Origin of the sequence: Streptomyces sp. 549 (assembly GCF_030124175.1) — a bacterium.
Classification (GTDB): Bacteria; Actinomycetota; Actinomycetes; order Streptomycetales; family Streptomycetaceae; genus Streptomyces.
This window is the reverse complement of the sequence record NZ_JASKMT010000038.1, coordinates 1-18,780: the sequence shown is the minus strand read 5'-3', so window position 1 is coordinate 18,780 and position 18,780 is coordinate 1. Positions and strand designations below refer to the sequence as shown.

Genomic DNA, 18,780 nt, shown 5'->3' with positions numbered 1-18,780 from the left:
GACGCACGACGGTGGTACGCATGCGGGGTGGAGTGGTTCGCGGCCCCCGACTACTGGCTGAGCCGGCTGGTCTTCCAGCGGGCCCTGGCCGTGCTGTACCTGGTCGCGTTCGCCGGGGCGGCCCGGCAGTTCCGTCCGCTTCTCGGTGCGCGCGGCCTGACACCCGTGCCCGAGTTCCTGCGCCGCACGCCGTTCCGGGCCGCGCCGAGCCTCTTCCACGTGTACTACTCCGACCGCTTCTTCGCCGCCGTCGCCTGGTCGGGGGCCGTGCTGGCCGCGGCGCTGGCGGCGGGAGCCGGGGACCGGGTGCCGCTGGCAGCCTCGATGGCGATGTGGGCCGTGCTGTGGGCGCTCTACCTGTCGATCGTCAACGTCGGGCAGCTCTGGTACGGGTTCGGTTGGGAGGCGCTGCTGCTGGAGGCGGGCTTCCTCGCGGTCTTCCTCGGCAACGCCGAGGTGGCGCCGCCGCTGCCGGTCCTGCTGCTGATGCGCTGGCTGCTGTTCCGGGTGGAGTTCGGAGCCGGGCTCATCAAGTGGCGAGGCGACCCGTGCTGGCGGCGGCTGACCTGCCTGGACTTCCATCACGAGACCCAGCCCATGCCGGGTCCGCTGAGCTGGTTCTTCCACCGGCTCCCCCGTCCGGTGCACCGGGTGGAGGCGGCGGCCAACCACGTCACCCAACTGGTCGTGCCGTTCGCACTGTTCGCACCGCAGCCGGTGGCGGGCTGGGCGGCACTCGCGGTGGTGGTCACGCAGTTGTGGCTGGTGGCGTCCGGCAACTTCGCCTGGCTCAACTGGCTGACGCTGCTGCTGGCGCTGTCCGCCGTGGACAGCTCCGCCTGGTACCGGGCCCCGGCGCACGGGCCGGCTCCCGCCTGGTTCACGGTGGTGGTGCTCGCTTGCGCTGCGGTCATGGTGGCCCTGGCGCACCGGCCGGTGCGCAATCTGCTCTCCGCCCGGCAGCAGATGAACCGCTCCTACAACTCACTGCATCTGAGCGGTAGTTACGGCGCCTTCGGCAGCGTGACTCGGCTGCGGCACGAGGTGGTGGTGCAGGGCACCGCCGATGCCGGGGACGGCGAGCACACGCGCTGGTCGGAGTACGGGTTCAAGGGCAAGCCCGGTGACATGCGGCGGCTGCCCCGGCAGTGGGCGCCGCTGCACCTGCGGCTGGACTGGATGATGTGGTTCGCCGCGCTGTCCCCGGCCTACAGCAGGCCGTGGTTCACGGCGTTCCAGCGGCGGCTGCTGGAGAACGACCGCGCCACCCTGCGCCTGCTGGCGCACAACCCGTTCCCCGGCGAGCCGCCCGCCCGGGTGCGGGCGCTGCTCTACCGCTACCGCTTCACCACCTGGCGGGAGCGGCGCGCCACGGGGGCATGGTGGCACCGCGAGCTGGTGGGCGAGTACGCCCCACCAGTCACGCGGCACTGAACGCCACGCCGCGCCGAACCACTTCCGAGCCGGCCCCGGGCATGCTGGCGCCGGACCGGCCGGACGCGGACGCCCGGCGACCGGGAGGGAGGCGGACGCCGGCCGACCGGGAGGCGGTCAGGGAACGACGACGATCTTGCGGCCCTGGCCCGCGGCGAACTGCTCCAGCGCGGCGGGGTAGTCGTCCAGCGGGTGCCGGTCGCTGATGAAGATCCCCGGGTCGATGACACCGGCGGCGAAGAGGTCGGCGGCCCGCTCGTAGCTGTGCAGCACGGCCATCGAGCCGGTGATGGTGATCTCCTGGTTGTAGATCTTGTACGGCTCGATCACCGCCGTGGTCGCGTAGTCCGACACGCCGAACTGAAGAAACGTTCCGGCCTTGGCGACCCGGCCGATGCCGTCCTGGATGGCCTTGGCGTTGCCGGTCGCGTCGATCACCACGTCCCAGCCCTGCGGCCGGTCCAGCTCGTCCGCTCCCGCCGCGGCGGCGGAGCAGCCGAGCGTCCTTGCGGTGGCCAGCCGCTCGGGGTTGAGGTCGAGCATGTCCACCGACGCGGCGCCAGTGCGCTTGGCCAGCTCCAGCATCATCAGGCCCATCGTGCCCGAGCCGTAGATCAGCACCCGCGCGCCCATCCGGGCCTTCAGCACGTCGTAGCCGCGCACCGCGCAGGACAGCGGCTCGATCAGCGCCGCGTCCTGCAGGCCGACGTGGTCGGGCAGCTTGACGCAGTTGGCCACCGGAGCGACCGCGTACTCGGCCGCACCCCCGGCGGTGGTCACGCCGATCGCCGCCCAGCGGTCGCAGAGGTTGTTGTGGCCGCTGCGGCAGTAGCGGCACTCGTAGCAGTACAGCGACGGGTCGACGGCGACCCGGTCGCCGGCCACCAGCTCGGTCACCTCGCTGCCGACGGCCGCCACCTCGCCGGCGAACTCGTGGCCCGGAACGACGGGCAGCGTCGGCGCGAACTCCCCCTGGAGAATGTGCAGGTCGGTACCGCACAGCCCGCACGCAGCCACCTTCACCACCACCTGGCGCGGCCCCGGTGCGGGGTCCGGGACGGTGGTGAGGGACACCTTGCCGGGGGCTTCGATGACTGCGGCTTTCACTTGACTGCTCCAAGCGACAGGCCCTGGACGAGTTTGTCCTGGGCGGCGAACCCCGCTGCCAGCACCGGCAGGGAGATGACGATCGACGCGGCGCACACCTTTGCCAGGAACAGGCCCTGGCTGGTGATGAAGCCGGTGAGGAAGACGGGCGCGGTCTGTGCGGTGACCCCGGTCAGCACCCGCGCGAAGAGCATCTCGTTCCAGCTGAAGATGAAGCAGATCAGCGCGGTCGCGGCGATGCCGGGACCCGAGATGGGGGCGATGACCCGCCCCAGGATGGTCGGCAGCCTGGCGCCGTCCAGCTGGGCCGCCTCGATGATCGCGACGGGTACCTCGGCCAGGAAGGACTGCATCATCCACACGGCGATCGGCAGGTTCATCGCGGTGTAGAGGATGATCAGCAGCCAGATGTTGTCCAGCAGCCCGGCGTTGCCGGCGATCAGGTAGATCGGCAGCAGCGCGGCCACCACCGGCAGCATCTTGGTGGACAGGAAGAAGAACAGCACGTCCTTCCACTTCTCCACCGGCCGGATCGACAGGGCGTAGGCCGCGGGGAAGGCCAGCAGCAGTACCAGCAGGGTGGAGACCACCGAGGCGGTCACCGAGTTGATCAGCGGCGGCCAGGGGCTCGCGCCGCCGCCCGCGCCGAAGAACTCCCGGTAGCCGTCCAGCGTCAGCGGGGCGAGCAGGGACGGCGGGTTGGTGGCCGCGTCCGGTTCGGAGTGGAAGGACGTCAGCAGCATCCAGGCGACCGGCAGGAAGAACAGGATGGCCACCGCCCAGGCCAGCAGGCCCAGGGCGTTGCTGCGGCGGCGGGCGCGGCGCAGCGTCGGGGGGATCGCGGGGACGGCGCTCATCACCGGGATGCCTCCTCACTGAAGAGGGACGAGACCACCCGCAGGGCGAAGGTGGCCAGGATGATCGACCCGATGACGACGAGCACACCGGCCGCCGACGCCAGGCCGTACTCGTGGGCCCGGTAGAAGGTCTCGTAGATGGTGTAGGGCAGGTTGGCGGTCCCCAGGCCGCCGGACGTCATGGTGAACACGGCGTCGAAGTTCTGGACGATGTAGATCGAGCCGAGCAGACCGCCCAGTTCCAGGTAGCGGCGCAGGTGCGGCAACGTCAGGTAGCGGAAGATCTGCCAGGCGCCGGCGCCGTCGATGCGGGCGGCCTCGATCATCTCGGCGGGCCGGCTCTGCAGTCCGGCGAGCAGGATCAGCATCATGAACGGCGTCCACTGCCACACCAGCGCCGTCTCCACCGCCAGCAGCGGCATGTCGGAAATCCAGTCCGGCTGGATGACGTCCTCGAAGCCCAGCAGCCCGCCGAACCAGTTGAGCATGCCGTTGAGCAGGCCGTACTCGGGGTTGAACAGGACGTGCTTCCACAGCAGTGCCGCGGCCACCGGGACCACCAGGAACGGCGCGATCAGCATCGTGCGCACCAGGCCGCGCCCGCGGAAGCTGCGGTCCAGCAGCAGCGCCAGAGCGAGCCCGAGCACCAGGCTGGCCAGGACGACGGTGACGGTCAGCACCACGGTGGTGAGGACCGAGTCGCGCAACCGGGCGTCGCCGAGGACCGTGCCGTAGTTGGAGAGCCCGGTGAACGAGCGGGCGTCCGGGTAGAGCGAGTTCCACTCGAACAAGGAGATGACCAGCGTCGCCACGAACGGCAGCTGGGTGACGACGATGAGGAAGACCAGCGCCGGCATCAGCGGGGCCCGGGTGGCCCAGGCCCGCAGGTTCTTCGGCCTGCCCGGAGGCGGGGCGGCGTGCCGCCCCGCTCCGGTGGCCGAGGGCGGCGAGGCCGCCTTCAGGGGGGTGCTCATTACTTCTGGTACTCCTTGCCGACCTTCTCGGCCAGGCTCTGGGACTTCTTCAGCGCTGCCTCGACGGACTGGCGTCCGGCGATGGCGGCGCTGATCTCCTGCGAGACCTTGGTGCCCAGGTCGGTGAACTCGGGGATGCCGACGAACTGGATGCCGGGGGCGGGGCGCTCCTGCACTCCGGGGTTGCGGGGGTCGGCCTCGCTGATGGCCTTGTAGGTCACCTCGTGGAAGGCCGACGCGGCCTTCTGGTAGTCGGGGTTCTCGTAGGTCGAGGCGCGCTTGCCGGCGGGCACGTTGGACCAGCCGATCTCCTCGCCCACCAGCTCCTCGTACTGCTTGCTGGAGGCCCAGGACATGAACTTCCACGCGTTGTCGGTGTTCTTGGACGCCTTCTGCATGCCCCAGGCCCAGGTGTAGAGCCAGCCGGAGCTGTCGGTCTTCTCCACCGGCGCGGGCACGTAGCCGATCTTGCCCTTGACGGGCGAGTTGTCAGCCTCCAGCGAACCGGCGCCGGCGGTGGCGTCGTACCACATGGCGGTCTTGCCCTGCGTCATGTTGTTGAGGCACTCGGCGTAGCCGGACTGGGCCGCGCCCGCCTCACCGTGGTCGCGGACCAGGTCCACGTAGAACCTGGTGGCCCGGGTGAACTCCTTCGAGGTGAGCTGCGCGTTCCAGTCCTTGTCGAACCAGGTGCCGCCGAAGGTGTTGACGACGGAGGTGAGCGGCGCGGTCAGCTCGCCCCAACCGGGCAGGCCGCGCAGGCAGATGCCCTTCATGCCCTTCTCCGCGGTGTCCGTCTTCTCCGCGATCTCGGCGACCTCCGTCCAGGTGGGCTGGTCGGGCATGGTCAGGCCGTTCTTCTCCAGCACGTCCTTGCGGTACATCAGGAACGACGACTCGCCGTAGAACGGCTGGGCGTAGACCTTGCCGTCCTCACCGGTGAGGGAGAGGCGCATCGGGTTGAGGATGTCCTCCTCGTCGTACTCCTCGTCCTCCGACAGGTACGGGTCCAGCTCGTGCAGCCAGCCGTTCTTGGCGTAGATGGGCGTCTCGTAGTTGCTGATGGTCGCGAGGTCGTACTGGCCTGACTGGTTGGCGAAGTCCTGGCTGATCTTGTCCCGTACCTCGTTCTCCGGCAGGACGGTGAAGTTCACCTTCACGCCGGTGTCCTTGGTGAAGTGCTTCGCGGTCAGCTTCTGCAGTTCGACCATCTGCGGGTTGTTGACCATCAGGACGTTGACCGTGCCGTCCTCGGAGTCGCCGGAGCCGCCCGCTCCGGCGCAGCCCGAGAGCAGCAGTCCGCTCGCCGCGGTGAGGGCCAGGACTGCTCTGCTTCGCTGTCGACTCTGACTGCGCATGGTGGGCTCCCGTTCCTTGGTGCTGTGCCTGATCGGTTCGTGAGGAGTTCTTGCGGACTGCGCCCGCGGGCACGCCGAGCAGCGCGGCCCGCGGTGCCGCACGGCGTGGGGCGCCGTAGGAGGCGTGGAGGGTGGGGCTTGTGGAGGTGTGCCGCCGGAGGCGGTCAGACGCGGATGACCTGCGGACCCAGCAGGGAGTAGCGGTGTGCCTCGGCGGACGGCAGACCGGTGCTGGTGACGATCGCCTCGAAGTCACCGACCTCGGCGAACTTGCAGAAGCTGACCGCGGCGAACTTGGTGTGCATGCCGACGAAGATCCGGCGGCGTGCGGTGCGTACGGCCTGCGCCTTCACCTCGCTGACCGCCGGGTCCGGGGTGGTGAGCCCGAAGTCGCGGGAGATGCCGTTGGCCCCGATGAACGCGAGGTCGATGACAAAGCCGGCGAGCATGCGGACCGTCCAGTGGTCGACGGTGGCCAGGGTGCCGCCGCGGACCCGGCCGCCGAGCAGCAGCACGGTGTACTTCTCCTCCTCCGCGAGCGCGCCGGCCGTGGCGAGCGAGGTGGTGACCAGGGTCAGCGGCCGGTCCCGGGGCAGGGCCTCGGCGATGAGCTGCGGGGTGAAGCCCTCGTCGATGAAGACGGTCTCGGCCTCGCCGAGAAGTCCGGCGGCCGCGGTGGCGATCCGGCGCTTCTCGGGCACGTGCATGGTGGTGCGGAAGGCGAGCGTCGTCTCGAACCCGGCGCTCTCCACCGGGTAGGCCCCGCCGTGGGTGCGGCGGACCAGTCCGTGGTCCTCCAGCAGGCGCAGGTCGCGGCGGATGGTCTCCTTCGCGACGTCGAGCTCAGCTGCGAGCTCTGCCACGTCGACCGCGCCGGCCCGTCGGGCGGTGGCGACGATCTCCCGCTGGCGTTCCTCGGCGTTCACGGCGCTGCACCTCCCGCTCGGTTCTGCGAAGTGCCCGTTCGGGCCCTTGGGGGAAGTTGTACAGCCGCTCGAACAGCGTCACCAGGTGCACCACTGTGTTGATCGTGCCCGCTTGTGCCCGTCTTCGAAAGCCGGGAAGGCAGCCACGACAGGGCAGGGACTGGTCTCAGCCGTCCGGATGCTCGCCCGATCTCTCGCGTCGAGTGCCCGCTTACCGCCCGTCTGCCCGTTCGGGCCGCGCCCGGACGGGCATGATCAGGCCGACCCGGACACCCAGTGGTAACGGCGCTCGGGGCGACCGGTGCTGCCGTAGCGCAGGCTCACCCGGGCCCAACCGGCGGACACGAAGAACTCCAGGTAGCGGCGCGCGCTGACCCGCGAGAGGCCGCTGAGGGCGGCGCACTCGGTTGCGGACATACCCTCGGGGTGGCCGGCCAGCGTCTGCCGGACCAGGCCCGCGGTCTGCTCGGTGACCCCCTTGGGCAACCTGACCGCCGCTGCGGGAGCCCCGCCCGCGACGGCGGCCACCGGCAGGGCCGCGGGCCCCGGGCCCTCGCCCGGCGCCTGCGGGCGGCCGGGGGCCGACGCGGCGCCGAAGACCCGGTCGACGTCCTCCTGCCCGGGAGTGGCGATGCTGGCCAGCTCCTGGTGGCGCCGAGCGTAGTGCTCCAGCCGCTCCCGCAGGACCGGCGCGTCGAAGGGCTTGATGATGTAGTGCACCGCGCCGCCGCGCAGCGCGCCGCGCACCGTCTCGGCGTCGCGGGCCGCCGTCACCACCAGCGCGTCCACGTCCAGCGGTGCCGCCGCCCCGCGCAGCTCGCGCAGCACGTCCAGGCCGCTCATGTCCGGCAGGTAGATGTCGAGCAGCACCAGGTCGGGGCGCAGCTCCCGGACGGCGCTCAGCGCCTCCGCGCCGCTGCGCGCCTCCCCCACCACGGTGAAGCCCTCCACCCGCTCGACGAGCTTGCTGTGCAGGCGGGCGACCATGAAGTCGTCGTCCACGACCAGTACGCGGATCATGGCGTTCCCCCTTCCCGGGGTGTGCGGGACCGCTCAGGCGATACCGGCCGGTCCGGGGCCGTCGCGGCGGGTACGGGTTCGGCGGACAGGTCGCCCGCGGGAATGTGGTGTGCGGCGGGCGGGCGGGGGACGCGGGGCAGGACGGCGGTGAACTCGGCCCCGGTGGCGGTGACCGAACCGCCGCGGCGGGCGCACACCAGCCGGGTGATGGCGAGCCCGAGGCCGCGCTGCGACCCCCGAGCGGACGCCTTGGTGGTGAAGCCGTGCCGGAAGACCGCCTCGGTCAGCTCCGGGTCCACTCCCGGGCCCGAGTCCCGCACCCGGACCACCACGTCCGGCCCGCGCTCGGTGATGCGGACCTCCGTCCAGCTGTCGGGCCCGGTGTTGCGGACCGCGTCGAGCGCGTTGTCGACGAGGTTGCCGACCACCGTCACCAGGTCGGAGGAGAGCGCCTCGTCGACCGGCCCGAGACCGCCCTCGTCACTGATCCGCAGGGCTGCGCCCTGCTCCGCGGCGAGGCTGCCCTTGGCGATGAGCAGCGCGGCCAGCGAGGCGTCGTGCACCCGCTGCTGCACCTCGGAGGTGCGGCGCGCGTGCGTGCCGCTGATACCGCGGATGTAGCGGGCCGCCTCCGGGTACTCCTCCAGCTCGACCAGCCCCGCGATGACGTGCAGCTGGTTGTGGAACTCGTGGGCCTGGGCGCGCAGCGTGTCGGTGGCGCTGCGCGTGGTGTCCAGTTCGCTCTGCAGCGCGGCCAGCTCGGTGAGGTCGCGCATCGTGGTCACCGAGCCCGCAGTGCCGGACGCGGTGAGCAGCGGCATGCGGTTGAGCGTCAGCATCCGGTCGCCGGTGACGACCACCTGGTCCCGGCCCTGGACCCGGCCGCTGAGCACGTCGTGCAGCAGCGGTTCCAGCCCCAGCTCGGCCAGGGTGCGGCCCGCGGGGTCGGGCGGCAGGCGCAGCAGGTCGACAGCCGTGTCGTTGGCCAGCGTCACCCGGCCCTGCCTGTCCAGGCCGAGCACGCCCTCCTTGATGCCGTGCAGCATCGCCTCCCGGTGCTCGACCAGCGCGGTGATCTCCTCCGGTTCAAGACCCAGCGTCTGCCGTTTGATCCTGCGGGCCAGCAGGACCGAACCGATCGCGCCCAGCGCGCTGGCGATGCCCAGGTACACCAGCAGGTGCGGAGTGGCGGTGGCGATCTGCTCGCCGAAGCCGCGGTACTCCCGACCTGCGGCGACCACGCCCAGCAGTCGCCCGCGCTCGCCGAACACCGGGACGTGCGCCTCCAGCGTTTCCCGGCCGCGGGACTGGGCGGTGCCCACCCAGGAACGACCCGCCAGGACGCCGCTGGGCCCCAGCGGCAGCCGGTCACCGATGCGCCGCGGATCGGCGTCGGTCAGGATGCGCCGGTCCACCCCGGTGATCACCACGTACGACGCGCCGGAGACACTGCGGGCGCTCTCCGCGGTGGGCTGGAGGATGCCCTGCTGCTCGGGGTCGGCCAGACCCACCCGCACCGCGTCGTTGGACGCCACCGTCTCGGCCACGCTCAGCAGCCGCCGCCCCTCGGTGCGGCGGAACTCGGCGCTGGACTGGGCGACGGACACGGCGGCGATGACGATCAGCACCACCACGATCAGCGCCAGCTGGAGGGCGAGGAACTGCCCCGCGAGGGACAGCCGGGGCGCGCGGGGACGACGCATCGGGCCTCCCTTCGCCGGCGTGCGGTACACCGCCGACATTCTCCCGCCGGCCGGCTCGCCACGGCCGTGAACACTATGTCCAAAACTTTTGTTATCGCCAATAGCTGCACAACGCGCCCACCCCTTTATCGGGCCGCTCCGCGCTGTTTGCATGGCGGCGCCTTCACTTCGAAGGCGCCCGACACCCCCAGCTCGCCGTGGAGGCACCCGTGTTCCGTTCAGGCACCAGAGCGCCGGTGGCAGCAGTCACCGCCGCTTCGGCCATGCTGCTGCTCACCTCGTGCGGCGAGGACACCGCCGCCGCCGGCGGCGACTGGAAACCGAGCAAGCCCGTGGAGTACATCGCGCCCGCCGCGACCGGCGGCGGCTGGGACACCCTGGCCCGTACCAGCTCCCGCGTTCTCGACGAGTCGGGCCTGGTCGACCGCCCGATGCGGGTGGTCAACAAGCCGGGCGCGGGCGGCGCGATCGGCTGGTCCTACGTGGCGAAGTTCCCGAAGGACCCGCACCGCCTGTTCGTCACCAGCCCGCCCGTGCTGCTGGTGCCGCTGGCCGGCGAGTCCGACCAGACGTACCGCGACTTCACCCCCATCGCCCGCCTGAACAGCGAGCCGCTGGCCTACGTGGTGAAGTCCGGCTCGCCCTACAAGACGTTCGAGGACGTGGCGGCGAAGGTGAAGTCCTCGCCCAAGGCGCTGGCCTTCGCCGGCGGATCCGGCCCGGGCAGCCTCGACCACGTCGGTCTCGCCGGTGCCGTGCAGGCCGCCGGAGCCGACGCCTCCAAGCTCAAGTACGTGCCGTTCGACGGCGGCGGCGAGGCCCTCACCTCGCTGCTCGGCGGGCACGCCGACGTGGCGGTCGCGGGTGCCTCCGAGGTCCGCGGCCTGGCCAGGTCCGGCGACATCCGGGTGCTGGCCGTCTCGTCCGCCGAGCGGTCGAGCATCCTGCCCGACGCGCCCACCCTCACCGAGTCCGGCATCGACTACGAGTTCGACATCTGGCGCGGCGTGATGGCTCCCAAGGGCCTGACCGACGGCCAGGTGGCGTACTGGGAGAAGACGTTCGCCGACATGCTGAAGGAGGACGGCTGGAAGGCGGAGAGCAAGAAGCTCGGCTGGACCGACGCGTATCTCGGCAGTAAGGAATTCGGCGAGTTCCTGGACGAGCAGAACGAGGAATTCACCGAGATCCTCACCGATGTCGGACTCAAGAAGTAACCGGTCCGGAGACCTGATATGCATCACTTCCGCTTCTCCCAGCGGACGGTGGCCGCCGTCCTCGGCGTGCTGGCCGTCGCGTACACCGTGCAGGCGTACCTGATACCCGACTTCACCGCGGTGGAGGTGCCGGTCCAGCCCGGCACGCTGCCGCGCGGTCTGGGCCTAGTCCTGATCGTGCTCTGCGCGGCCCTGTTCTTCCAGCGCCCGGCCGCTCACCCGGCCGACGAGGCGCCGGGAGAGGCGCCCGAGCAGGCGCCGGCCACCCGTACCGCCGACGGGCCGGCCACAGCCGACCCGTCGGCGGCGGCGGACGCACCGGCCGGTACCGCCCTGCCCGGGCAGGCGCCGGCGGTCCCGCCGCCGGCGCCCACGGCCGGGCCGTCTCCCGCCGCGCCGAAAGCGGCCGGGCCCGCGCTCGGGCGACTCAGCGACACCCGGCTCGACCTGGCGGTACTGCTCGGGGCGACCTGCCTGTACGTGGCGCTGTTCGTCCCGCTGGGCTTCGTGCTCGCCACCACGCTCTTCGTCGCCGGCACCGCCTGGTACCTCGGCTCCGGTCGGCACTGGGTGAACGTCCTCGTCGGCGGCGGCATGGCGCTCGGCCTCTACCTCGGCATGGCGGAAGGGCTCGACGTGGCCCTGCCGACCGGGCCGCTGCCCTTCTGACCGGGAGTCGCCATGGACGCCATCAGCCAACTCGTCAACGGTTTCGGGGTCGCACTGACCCCGGCCAACCTCGCCTTCGTCTTCCTCGGCGTGCTCATGGGCACCGTCATCGGCATGCTGCCCGGGCTCGGCCCGATCAGCGCCATCTCGCTGATGATCCCCATCGCCTTCACCATGGACCCCACCTCGGCGATCATCATGCTCGCCGGCGTGTACTACGGGGCCATCTTCGGCGGCTCTACCTCCTCCATCCTCCTCAACGCGCCCGGCGTCGCCGGAACCGTCGCCACCTCCTTCGACGGCTACCCCCTGGCCCGGCAGGGCCAGGCCGGCAAGGCGCTGTCGATCGCCGCCATCGCCTCGTTCGTCGGCGGCACCGTCGGTGTCGTCGGGCTGATGCTCGTCGCGCCGTCCCTGTCGGCGCTCACCGTCAGCTTCGGGCCGGCCGAGTACTTCGCCCTGATGGTCCTGGGCCTGACCGCCGTCGTCTCGCTGTCCGGCAGCAACCTCACCAAGGGCCTGATCTCCGGCACCGTCGGCGTGATGATCGCCCTGGTCGGCATCGACTCGCAGACGTCCACCCTGCGGTTCGCCTTCGACCGGCCGGAACTGTACGAGGGCGTCGAGTTCCTCATCGTCGCCCTGGGCGTGTTCGCCCTGGCCGAGGTCTTCGTCATGCTGTCCCGCCGAGGCGAGGGAGCGGGCGACGGCAAGGTCAGCTCGCTGCGGCTCAGCAAGCGGGAGCTGCGGACGATCAGCGGGCCCACCGGCCGCGGCTCGGTGCTGGGGTTCTTCGTCGGCGTACTGCCCGGTGCGGGCGCCACCGTCGCCTCCTTCCTCTCCTACTCCTTCGAGAAGCGGCTCGCCAAGGACGGCAAGACCTTCGGCAAGGGCAACATCAAGGGCGTCGCCGCACCCGAGTCCGCCAACAACAGCGCCGCCGTCGGCTCGTTCGTGCCGCTGCTGACCCTCGGCGTGCCGGGATCGGGCACCACCGCCGTCCTGCTGGGCGCGCTGCTCGTCCTCGGCGTGCAGCCCGGCCCGCTGCTGCTCCAGGAGCAGCCGGACATGTTCTGGGGCGTCGTCGCCAGCATGTACATCGGCAACATCGTGCTGCTCATCCTCAACCTGCCGCTGATCCCGCTGTTCGCCAAGGTGCTCAAGACCCCGCAGACCCTGCTGCTGCCACTCGTCGTGGTGTTCTGCGTGGTCGGCGTCTTCGGCCAGTCCTTCAGCACCTTCGACCTGTGGCTGCTGGTCGGCTTCGGCGTCCTGGGCTTCCTGATGCGGGCCAACGGCTTCCCCGCCGCGCCACTCATCCTGGGAATGATCCTCGGCGGCCTGATGGAGAAGTCCATGCGGCAGGCCCTGCTGATCTCCTCCGGCGACCTCACCACGTTCGCCACCAAGCCCATCTCCGCGACCCTGCTCGCGCTCGCCGCCCTGTCCCTGCTGGCGCCGCTCTACGGCGCCTGGCGGCGCACCCGCCGCCACCAGAAGTTGCCGGACACCCCGGACGGCGACCAGGATGAGCCGGTCGGAAGCGCCGGAGGGAGGCGGGTGAAGGAGTGAGACGGGCCGTGGCCGTGGTGGTGCTGCTGGGCCTGCTGCTGTCCGGCTGCGCAAGCGGTCCGGCGCAGCCGGACCCGCTGCGGCTCATGGTCCCCACCCCCGCGGGCGGCGGCTACGACACCACCGCCCGCGTGCTCGCCCTCACCCTGGAGGAGTCCGGTCTGTCCGGTGAGGTGGAGGTCTTCCACCTCACCGGGCAGGCCGGGACGACCGCGCTGACCCGGCTCGTCCACGAGAAGGGCAACGACCGGCTGCTCATGCAGATGGGCCTCGGCCTCGTCGGCAGTTCGCTCACCACCGGAACCCCCTCGGACATCGGCCGGGCCACCGCGCTGGCCCGGCTGGTGGAGGAACCCGAGGTCGTCGTCGTCCCCGCCGACTCCCCGTACCGCACCCTTGACGACCTGGTCGGCGCCTGGAAGACGGCGCCGGGCCTACGGGCAGGCGTCGGCTCCCACCCCGGCGGACCCGACCACCAGGCGCTGATGCTCATCGCCGAGCACGTGGGCCTCTCCCCCGCCGACGTGCCGTTCGGCCGCTACGACGGGGGCGGGGAACTGCTGGCCGCCCTGCTCAGCCACAAGGTCGACTTCGCCGTCACCGGCTCCGCCGAGTACCGCCACGCCATAGCCGCCGGACGGCTGCGCGTGCTCGCCGTCACCGGGGCCGAACCCGTCGCCGGAATCACCGCACCCACCCTCCGCCAGGCCGGATACGACCTGGAGGTGGTCAACTGGCGCGGGCTGATGGCGCCCCCGGGACTGACCCCGCAGCAGCGCGGACGACTCACCGACCTGCTGCGACGGCTGCGCGCCACCCCCGAGTGGGAGCGGGCGCTGCGCGACAACGGCTGGACCGACGCCTACCTGCCCGGGGACGCCTTCGCCCGCTTCCTCACCTCTGAGAACCGCCGGGTCGGCATCCTCCTGGACCGTCTCGGCATCCCCCGCTCCGACGCCACTCCATCCCCGGCGCGGACGCCGTCCTAGCCGGGCCCGTGTCGGGAGCGCACCAGCGCCCATACCCGCCGGCTCCCGCGCCCGCCGGCTCCTAGGTCCACCAGCGCCTACGACCGGCCGTCACCCCCGGCCTCCGTCCGGGCGCCGCTTTCGGCACCCACCCGGGCCGTCTCCACAACTCCGGCATCCACGTCGGTCAGCCGGGGGAAGCACAGCAAGTAGTCCTTCGGGTTGATCACCCCCGCCTCGGCCACACGGTGGGATTCCCTCGACAGCTTCCGGGCGGCCTTGCAGCCGGCAGACGCCGCCGACGATCACGCTCCGGGGACCGGCTCCCGTCTGCCTCCAGGACATCGGAATCACGATCGGTCCCGGGCTCGCAACCCTCGCCCGCCTGCCGAAACCTCCCAGCAAAGGGGTGCGCGGGCACTCCGCCGAGTGCGGTATTGTTCTCATGCACGCACGGCGAGGGCAGCGGCCCGAGCCGCAGGTGCACCGGGACGTGGCGCAGCTTGGTAGCGCACTTGACTGGGGGTCAAGGGGTCGCAGGTTCAAATCCTGTCGTCCCGACGGTGCAACAGCAGCTCAGGGGCTGTCTCTCCACACGAGAGACAGCCCCTGAGCTGTTTGCGCGACTAAGTGAGTGACTACGGCCGGTGATGCGCGTCTGTCGGGCCCTTCGGCGGCTCCTCCTTCCCGACGTCTCGCCCCTCGCGGGAGACGTCAAAGATGCGGTCCATGGCAACGGCCCCGGTCTGGATCACCGGGCGGATCTGCTTGCGGTAGACCGCCTCGGTCACCGACGTTCCGGAGTGACCGACGAGACGCGAGATCTCCTCGACCGAAAGGCCGTCGTCCGAGAGCAGCGACACGAAGCTGTGCCGCGTCTCGCGTGGAGTCCACTCCGCCGGCACGATGCCCGGGACACCTTTGAGTGCATGCCGGAACGCCCTGCGGACATTCGCGGCGTCCAGCTCGGTTCCCACGTCTGAGGTGAAGACCAGCCCCCGTTCCTTCCACCGCTCCCCCGCCGCGTAGCGCTGCCATCCCTGGCGTTCACGCTGTGCCAGCAGGGCGGCGACGGCCCGTGTCGGGAGCGCGAGGGTGCGCCGGGACCTGCGCGTCTTGGTGTCTCCCGACGCCCGGACGGATCGCCAGACGGCGATGTAGGGCGGGATCGGCGGATCGGCTTTCGGGTCCCCTTCCAGGTCCACGTGATCCCAGGTGAGGGGCCGCAGCTCCTCGGTGCGGGCCCCGGTGAGGAGAGCCACCACGATGTAGGCGTGCAGAGGCGACTTCTCGGCAGCGAGCAGTACACCTTCCGCCTGGCGCAACGTGAGCGACTTCGACGGCCGCCCCGGGCGCCCGGCTGGGATCTCGCACAGCTCCACGACGTTGCGCTTCACCTTGTCCCTAGCCATGGCTCGCTTGACCGCCCGGTTCAGGCAGGAGTGGATGAGTGCCAAGGTGCGGGTGCTCAGCGCCCCGGACCGTTCCTTCAACCAGCGGTCCACGTCCTCGGCTCGCAGTTCTCTGAGCTTCGTGTGGCCAAGCCGCGGAATGATGTGATTGGCGCAAAGGGAGGCGTAGTTCTTCCTCGTCTCCTCATCGACGTCGGCAACTCCGAAGGTGAGCCAGTCGGTTACCGCCTCCTCCACGGTGTAGTTCGTCGGAGCGATGGCCAAGCCGTCTTCGTGGTCCCGCAGCATCTCTTTGAGCTTGGCCTTTGCCCCGGTCTTGGTCCTGCCGCTCGCGCGCTTCGTGATCCGCTTGCCAGCACCGTCGTAGCCCAGGCTCGCCGTGGCGATCCAGCGCTGACGGCGTTCGTCCCAGTGAAGCCCGCCGTCTCCCCTGCTACGGCGCTTCGTCACTTGTTCTCTCCTGCCTCGCGCTCCAACAGCGCGACGTACTCGTTGATGGCGGATGCGGGGATGCGCCGCGCGGCGCCCTGCTTGACCGTGCGGAGACGCTTGGCGCGGATCTGCTCGTAGACGACGCTGCGGCTCAGCCTCAGCAGCGCGGCAACCTCCGTGACGCGGTACAGCACGGGGGCGGTGAGATCCGGCTCGGGGATGGCAATGCTCATGACTGCTCCCGGCAGATTTGGTCGGGCCACATTGCTCTGAGTCGTGACTCATCGCGACTCAGAGCGGGTTGGAGGGGTGTTGAGTCGCGATGAGTCACGACTCAGGGGAATGTGGGTGCGACTGGTTGAGGGTGATGCCGTTGTAGGTGGCGACCTGCCGGCCGTAGGCGTCGCGGGGGCGGGTGCGGTTGAGCTGGGGGACGACGGAGAGCAGGTTGCGGCCGAAGACCTGCTTGGTACCGGTGGCCTTGACGCCGTTGTCCTCGGCCCACTCGCGCCAGACTGACCACAGGGTGTCCACGGGGATGCTGCACGTGGGTCCGGTGGTGCAGCGTTCGCGGACGAACGCGCTGGTGGGGGATGCGGTGTCCTGCATGGTGATGACCGCTTCGCGGCTGGAGGGCGGCTCTGTGATGCGGCCGTTGCGCTCCAGCCGTGCCAGCCCGTCCAGTGACCAGTTGATGATTCCGGGCATCTCGGCTGCGAGCTTGTCGGTGAGGGTGGTGTCTTCCTTGCCGAGCCAGGAGACCGTCATGTTGAGCACCACGAACCTGCGCGCGATGACGCCTGAGGAGTCGCCGAAGTGCGGCAGCTCGTTGGTGAGGATCATCAACCGGGTGGGCAGGCGGCCCGTCCATGCGTCGCGGTACTTGCGGTCGATGTCGATGGTGTCTTCACCGGAGATGGTCAGCAGCCGTTCCACGACCTGTCCGCCGTCCTGGCCGGACAGCCGCGCGTCGGAGATGACCGCCAGCGGCTTGCCCAGCAGCGACGACAGACCGAAGTTCGTGCCGAGTCCGGCGAGCGTGGGACCGGCCAGATTCTCCTTACCGACCAGCTCCTTCAGCACCCGCGCGATGGTGCCCTTGCCCGAGCGGGAGGGGCCCTTGATGAGCATAATTTTCTGCTGGTCGGTCCGCCCGGACAGGACGTAGCCGAACCACTCCTGAAGCGCGTTGATGGCGGCGGAGTCGTCAGGCCAGAGCTGGTGCAGGAAGCGTTCCCAGGTGGGTGCGGTGGCCTGCGGGTCGTAGGCGTAGGGCACGGCGACGAGATTGAAGAAGCCAGGCGTGTGCGGCAGCAGCTCCCGGTCCCCGATACGCAGCAGCCCGTTGCTGCACGCCACGATCGGACTGTCACACCCGCGGGCCGTGTCGCCGTCGAGCCAGGCCGGTGCGTCCACCTCGGTAGGCAGCAACGTGATGGCGCCCAACGCGTCCAGCAGGTTGCTGAGCTTCGGCTTGGTCGGTGCCCAGTCCCGGATCTCCGGCTGTCCGTCCTTGCCGGGCGTGGCGAACGTGGCGTGCTCCAGCCGCTTGTACAGCGAAGCGCGCATCTGCTGCTCGTCCAGCTCCCGCCAGCAGGTACCGGTCCACCGCATCCACGACCCCCGCCACCGCCGGCACACCAGGTGCCCGTCCTCGGTCTGCCAACGGGGGATGAGCCGACGCGCCACAGCCATCGGGTTCGAGGGCGCGGGCAGTTCTTCCAGCGCGTTCATGCGGCCGTCCTCCCTTCCTGGGGACTGCGGAGCGGGCAGGTGTGGCGGTGTGCCTGGTGGTCGTCGATGAGGGCCAGCACGCGTGCCCTGCCGACCGCGCGGCGGTCCCTGCCGCACAGGCACCGCGACGTGGCCGAAGGAACCGCGCTGCGGCCGGGCACGTAGATGTGCAGCCACGCGATGGGGTGCCGTCCGTCGCCCGGGGGCGGGTCAGGGCGAACAGCAGTGGGGACGCCTTCGGCGACGACCTTCAGCGCCCCACCGTCCGACGCCGCCGAGCCGAGCATGGCGGCTCGCGGCTGTTCGTTGGTCACGGGCTGGCTTTTCAAGGGGAGGGGACGCTGCTGGCTCATGCCGCCCCCTGGGTGCGGGCGGTGCGGATGGACCAGTTGAGGGCGCTGGTGATGGTGGCGCGGCACTCGGCCGGCGGCAGTCCCGCCGCCTCCCCCGCCCCTTGAAAAGCGTCTTCGACCACGTGCCGGGGGATCTCGCCCCACGCGACGAACCGCCCAAGAGCGCGCGTCGCCCGCAGCAGCGTCGCGTTGCGCGCACCCTCCGGAGCGGCGTGGACAGCCGCGATTTCAGCGTTCAGGGCGGCTGTGACGCGACGAGAGGATCCAGAGGCGACCGGCGCAGCCATCAGGCCCCGTACGACCTGACGGACCGTCAGGCGGGCGTACAGCCATTCGGGCAACGGCGCGGGAGGGGCATCGCCCAGAACTTCGTACGTGCCGCTGGGGGTGTGGCTGCCGGGGGCGACGACGTAGCCGCCCCACGCGCGGGTGTCGACCAGCGGCGCGAGCGTGCCCGCACTGTTGCTCAACCGGACCCCGTCCGGGGCGGTGAAGTACAGGTGCCGACCACCGCTCGCGGTCCGCACCGTGCGGGTCGTGGGCACGGGCTGTTCAGCGCGCTCGCAGAGCGCTTGGAAGGTCGTCACGCCGCAAGGCGTGTCCGCACTGCCCCTGCCCTTCGGCCGGTCCAGGTCGACGACGAGGAGTCCAGCGGGGCCGGTGGCGATACCGACGTTGAACGGTGCGGCTGCCCACGCGTGCCGGATGCGGTCGGGGTCGGTGGTGGCGCGCTGCTCCCACTTCACGTGCCCGCCGGCGCAGGGGCCGGTGCGGGTGCAGGCGTTCTCGCCGTGCAGGGCCGGGCGCTTGCCGCCGGGGCGCAGGGGCAGGACGGGCCAGCCGCGGGCGGTGGCGTCGAGCGCTGCGGACAGCAGGTTCCCGCTCATGCCGCCACCCCCAGCGTTGCGGTGGCGAGGTAGGCGGCGCCGATGTGTTCGGTGTAGGCGGGTGGGATGGCTTCGGTCAGTTCTTCGCGGACCTTGGTCCAGGTGATGCCCATGGCGGTCTGGAGTTCCGGGACGGACGGCTTGCCGCCGCCGTTGC

General features: G+C 70.9%; 17 protein-coding genes, 1 tRNA gene and 1 pseudogene. 6 read left to right on the top strand and 13 right to left on the bottom strand.

Going from position 1 to position 18,780, the window contains the following annotated elements:
- Nucleotides 1-27: 27 nt before the first annotated feature.
- Nucleotides 28-1,434 (top strand): lipase maturation factor family protein, encoded by a 1,407-nt coding sequence (locus QNO07_RS25940; RefSeq protein WP_283994920.1) that lies wholly within the window; start codon nt 28-30, stop codon nt 1,432-1,434.
- Between the two features lie 117 nt (nt 1,435-1,551).
- Here QNO07_RS25940 and QNO07_RS25935 read toward each other — a convergent pair whose 3' ends face one another.
- The 7 genes from QNO07_RS25935 to QNO07_RS25905 form a co-directional block, all read right to left on the bottom strand.
- Entirely contained in the window at nt 1,552-2,541 is a 990-nt protein-coding gene (locus QNO07_RS25935; RefSeq protein WP_283994919.1) for a zinc-dependent alcohol dehydrogenase family protein, read from the bottom strand.
- A complete protein-coding gene (locus QNO07_RS25930; protein ID WP_283994917.1) occupies nt 2,538-3,398 on the bottom strand; it encodes a carbohydrate ABC transporter permease in 861 nt (286 codons plus the stop codon). The genes QNO07_RS25935 and QNO07_RS25930 overlap by 4 nt, the downstream gene beginning before the upstream one ends.
- A complete protein-coding gene (locus QNO07_RS25925) occupies nt 3,398-4,372 on the bottom strand; it encodes a carbohydrate ABC transporter permease (protein ID WP_283994916.1) in 975 nt (324 codons plus the stop codon). Before QNO07_RS25925 ends, QNO07_RS25930 begins: the two co-directional genes overlap by 1 nt.
- Nucleotides 4,372-5,730: an ABC transporter substrate-binding protein gene (locus QNO07_RS25920; protein WP_283994915.1), complete on the bottom strand. Its 1,359-nt coding sequence runs from the start codon at nt 5,728-5,730 to the stop codon at nt 4,372-4,374. The genes QNO07_RS25925 and QNO07_RS25920 overlap by 1 nt, the downstream gene beginning before the upstream one ends.
- A 164-nt stretch (nt 5,731-5,894) precedes the next feature.
- Nucleotides 5,895-6,656, bottom strand: a complete 762-nt coding sequence (locus QNO07_RS25915; protein WP_283994913.1) for a DeoR/GlpR family DNA-binding transcription regulator — start codon at nt 6,654-6,656, stop codon at nt 5,895-5,897.
- 255 nt (nt 6,657-6,911) lie between these two features.
- The gene (locus tag QNO07_RS25910; protein WP_283994910.1) at nt 6,912-7,676 is read right to left on the bottom strand and encodes a response regulator transcription factor; all 765 of its coding nucleotides are present in this window, start codon (nt 7,674-7,676) and stop codon (nt 6,912-6,914) included.
- Nucleotides 7,673-9,379 carry a sensor histidine kinase gene (locus QNO07_RS25905; RefSeq protein WP_283994909.1) on the bottom strand — a complete coding sequence of 569 codons (1,707 nt, stop codon included), beginning with the start codon at nt 9,377-9,379 and terminating at the stop codon, nt 7,673-7,675. Before QNO07_RS25905 ends, QNO07_RS25910 begins: the two co-directional genes overlap by 4 nt.
- A gap of 236 nt (nt 9,380-9,615) precedes the next feature.
- On the opposite strand from QNO07_RS25905, the gene QNO07_RS25900 reads away from it, so the two are divergent.
- The 5 genes from QNO07_RS25900 to QNO07_RS25880 all read left to right on the top strand — a co-directional run bounded on the left by QNO07_RS25900 (nt 9,616) and on the right by QNO07_RS25880 (nt 14,366).
- On the top strand, nt 9,616-10,596 hold the full coding sequence (locus tag QNO07_RS25900; protein ID WP_283994908.1) for a Bug family tripartite tricarboxylate transporter substrate binding protein: 981 nt from the start codon (nt 9,616-9,618) through the stop codon (nt 10,594-10,596).
- An 18-nt stretch (nt 10,597-10,614) separates the two neighbouring features.
- Nucleotides 10,615-11,265, top strand: coding sequence for a tripartite tricarboxylate transporter TctB family protein (locus QNO07_RS25895; RefSeq protein WP_283994907.1), 651 nt, complete (start codon nt 10,615-10,617; stop codon nt 11,263-11,265).
- 12 nt (nt 11,266-11,277) lie between these two features.
- Nucleotides 11,278-12,837, top strand: a complete 1,560-nt coding sequence (locus tag QNO07_RS25890) for a tripartite tricarboxylate transporter permease (RefSeq protein WP_283994905.1) — start codon at nt 11,278-11,280, stop codon at nt 12,835-12,837.
- Between the two features lie 8 nt (nt 12,838-12,845).
- Complete coding sequence (locus tag QNO07_RS25885; RefSeq protein ID WP_283994904.1) at nt 12,846-13,826, top strand: Bug family tripartite tricarboxylate transporter substrate binding protein; 981 nt, start codon at nt 12,846-12,848, stop codon at nt 13,824-13,826.
- 466 nt (nt 13,827-14,292) lie between these two features.
- Nucleotides 14,293-14,366 (top strand) — tRNA-Pro (locus QNO07_RS25880).
- 77 nt (nt 14,367-14,443) lie between these two features.
- Here the strand turns inward: QNO07_RS25880 and QNO07_RS25875 are convergent.
- The 6 genes and pseudogenes from QNO07_RS25875 to QNO07_RS25850 all read right to left on the bottom strand — a co-directional run.
- Nucleotides 14,444-15,667 carry a site-specific integrase gene (locus QNO07_RS25875; RefSeq protein ID WP_283994903.1) on the bottom strand — a complete coding sequence of 408 codons (1,224 nt, stop codon included), beginning with the start codon at nt 15,665-15,667 and terminating at the stop codon, nt 14,444-14,446.
- Nucleotides 15,664-15,882, bottom strand: coding sequence for a helix-turn-helix domain-containing protein (locus QNO07_RS25870; RefSeq protein WP_283994902.1), 219 nt, complete (start codon nt 15,880-15,882; stop codon nt 15,664-15,666). Before QNO07_RS25870 ends, QNO07_RS25875 begins: the two co-directional genes overlap by 4 nt.
- 94 nt (nt 15,883-15,976) lie before the next feature.
- Nucleotides 15,977-17,383 (bottom strand): DNA primase family protein, encoded by a 1,407-nt coding sequence (locus QNO07_RS25865; RefSeq protein WP_283994901.1) that lies wholly within the window; start codon nt 17,381-17,383, stop codon nt 15,977-15,979.
- Nucleotides 17,380-17,697 (bottom strand): hypothetical protein, encoded by a 318-nt coding sequence (locus tag QNO07_RS25860; RefSeq protein ID WP_283994899.1) that lies wholly within the window; start codon nt 17,695-17,697, stop codon nt 17,380-17,382. Before QNO07_RS25860 ends, QNO07_RS25865 begins: the two co-directional genes overlap by 4 nt.
- 35 nt (nt 17,698-17,732) lie before the next feature.
- Nucleotides 17,733-18,623 (bottom strand): bifunctional DNA primase/polymerase, encoded by an 891-nt coding sequence (locus tag QNO07_RS25855; RefSeq protein ID WP_283994897.1) that lies wholly within the window; start codon nt 18,621-18,623, stop codon nt 17,733-17,735.
- A pseudogene (locus QNO07_RS25850) lies at nt 18,620-18,780 on the bottom strand (DNA methylase); the annotation flags it as partial. The pseudogene QNO07_RS25850 and the gene QNO07_RS25855, both read right to left, overlap by 4 nt.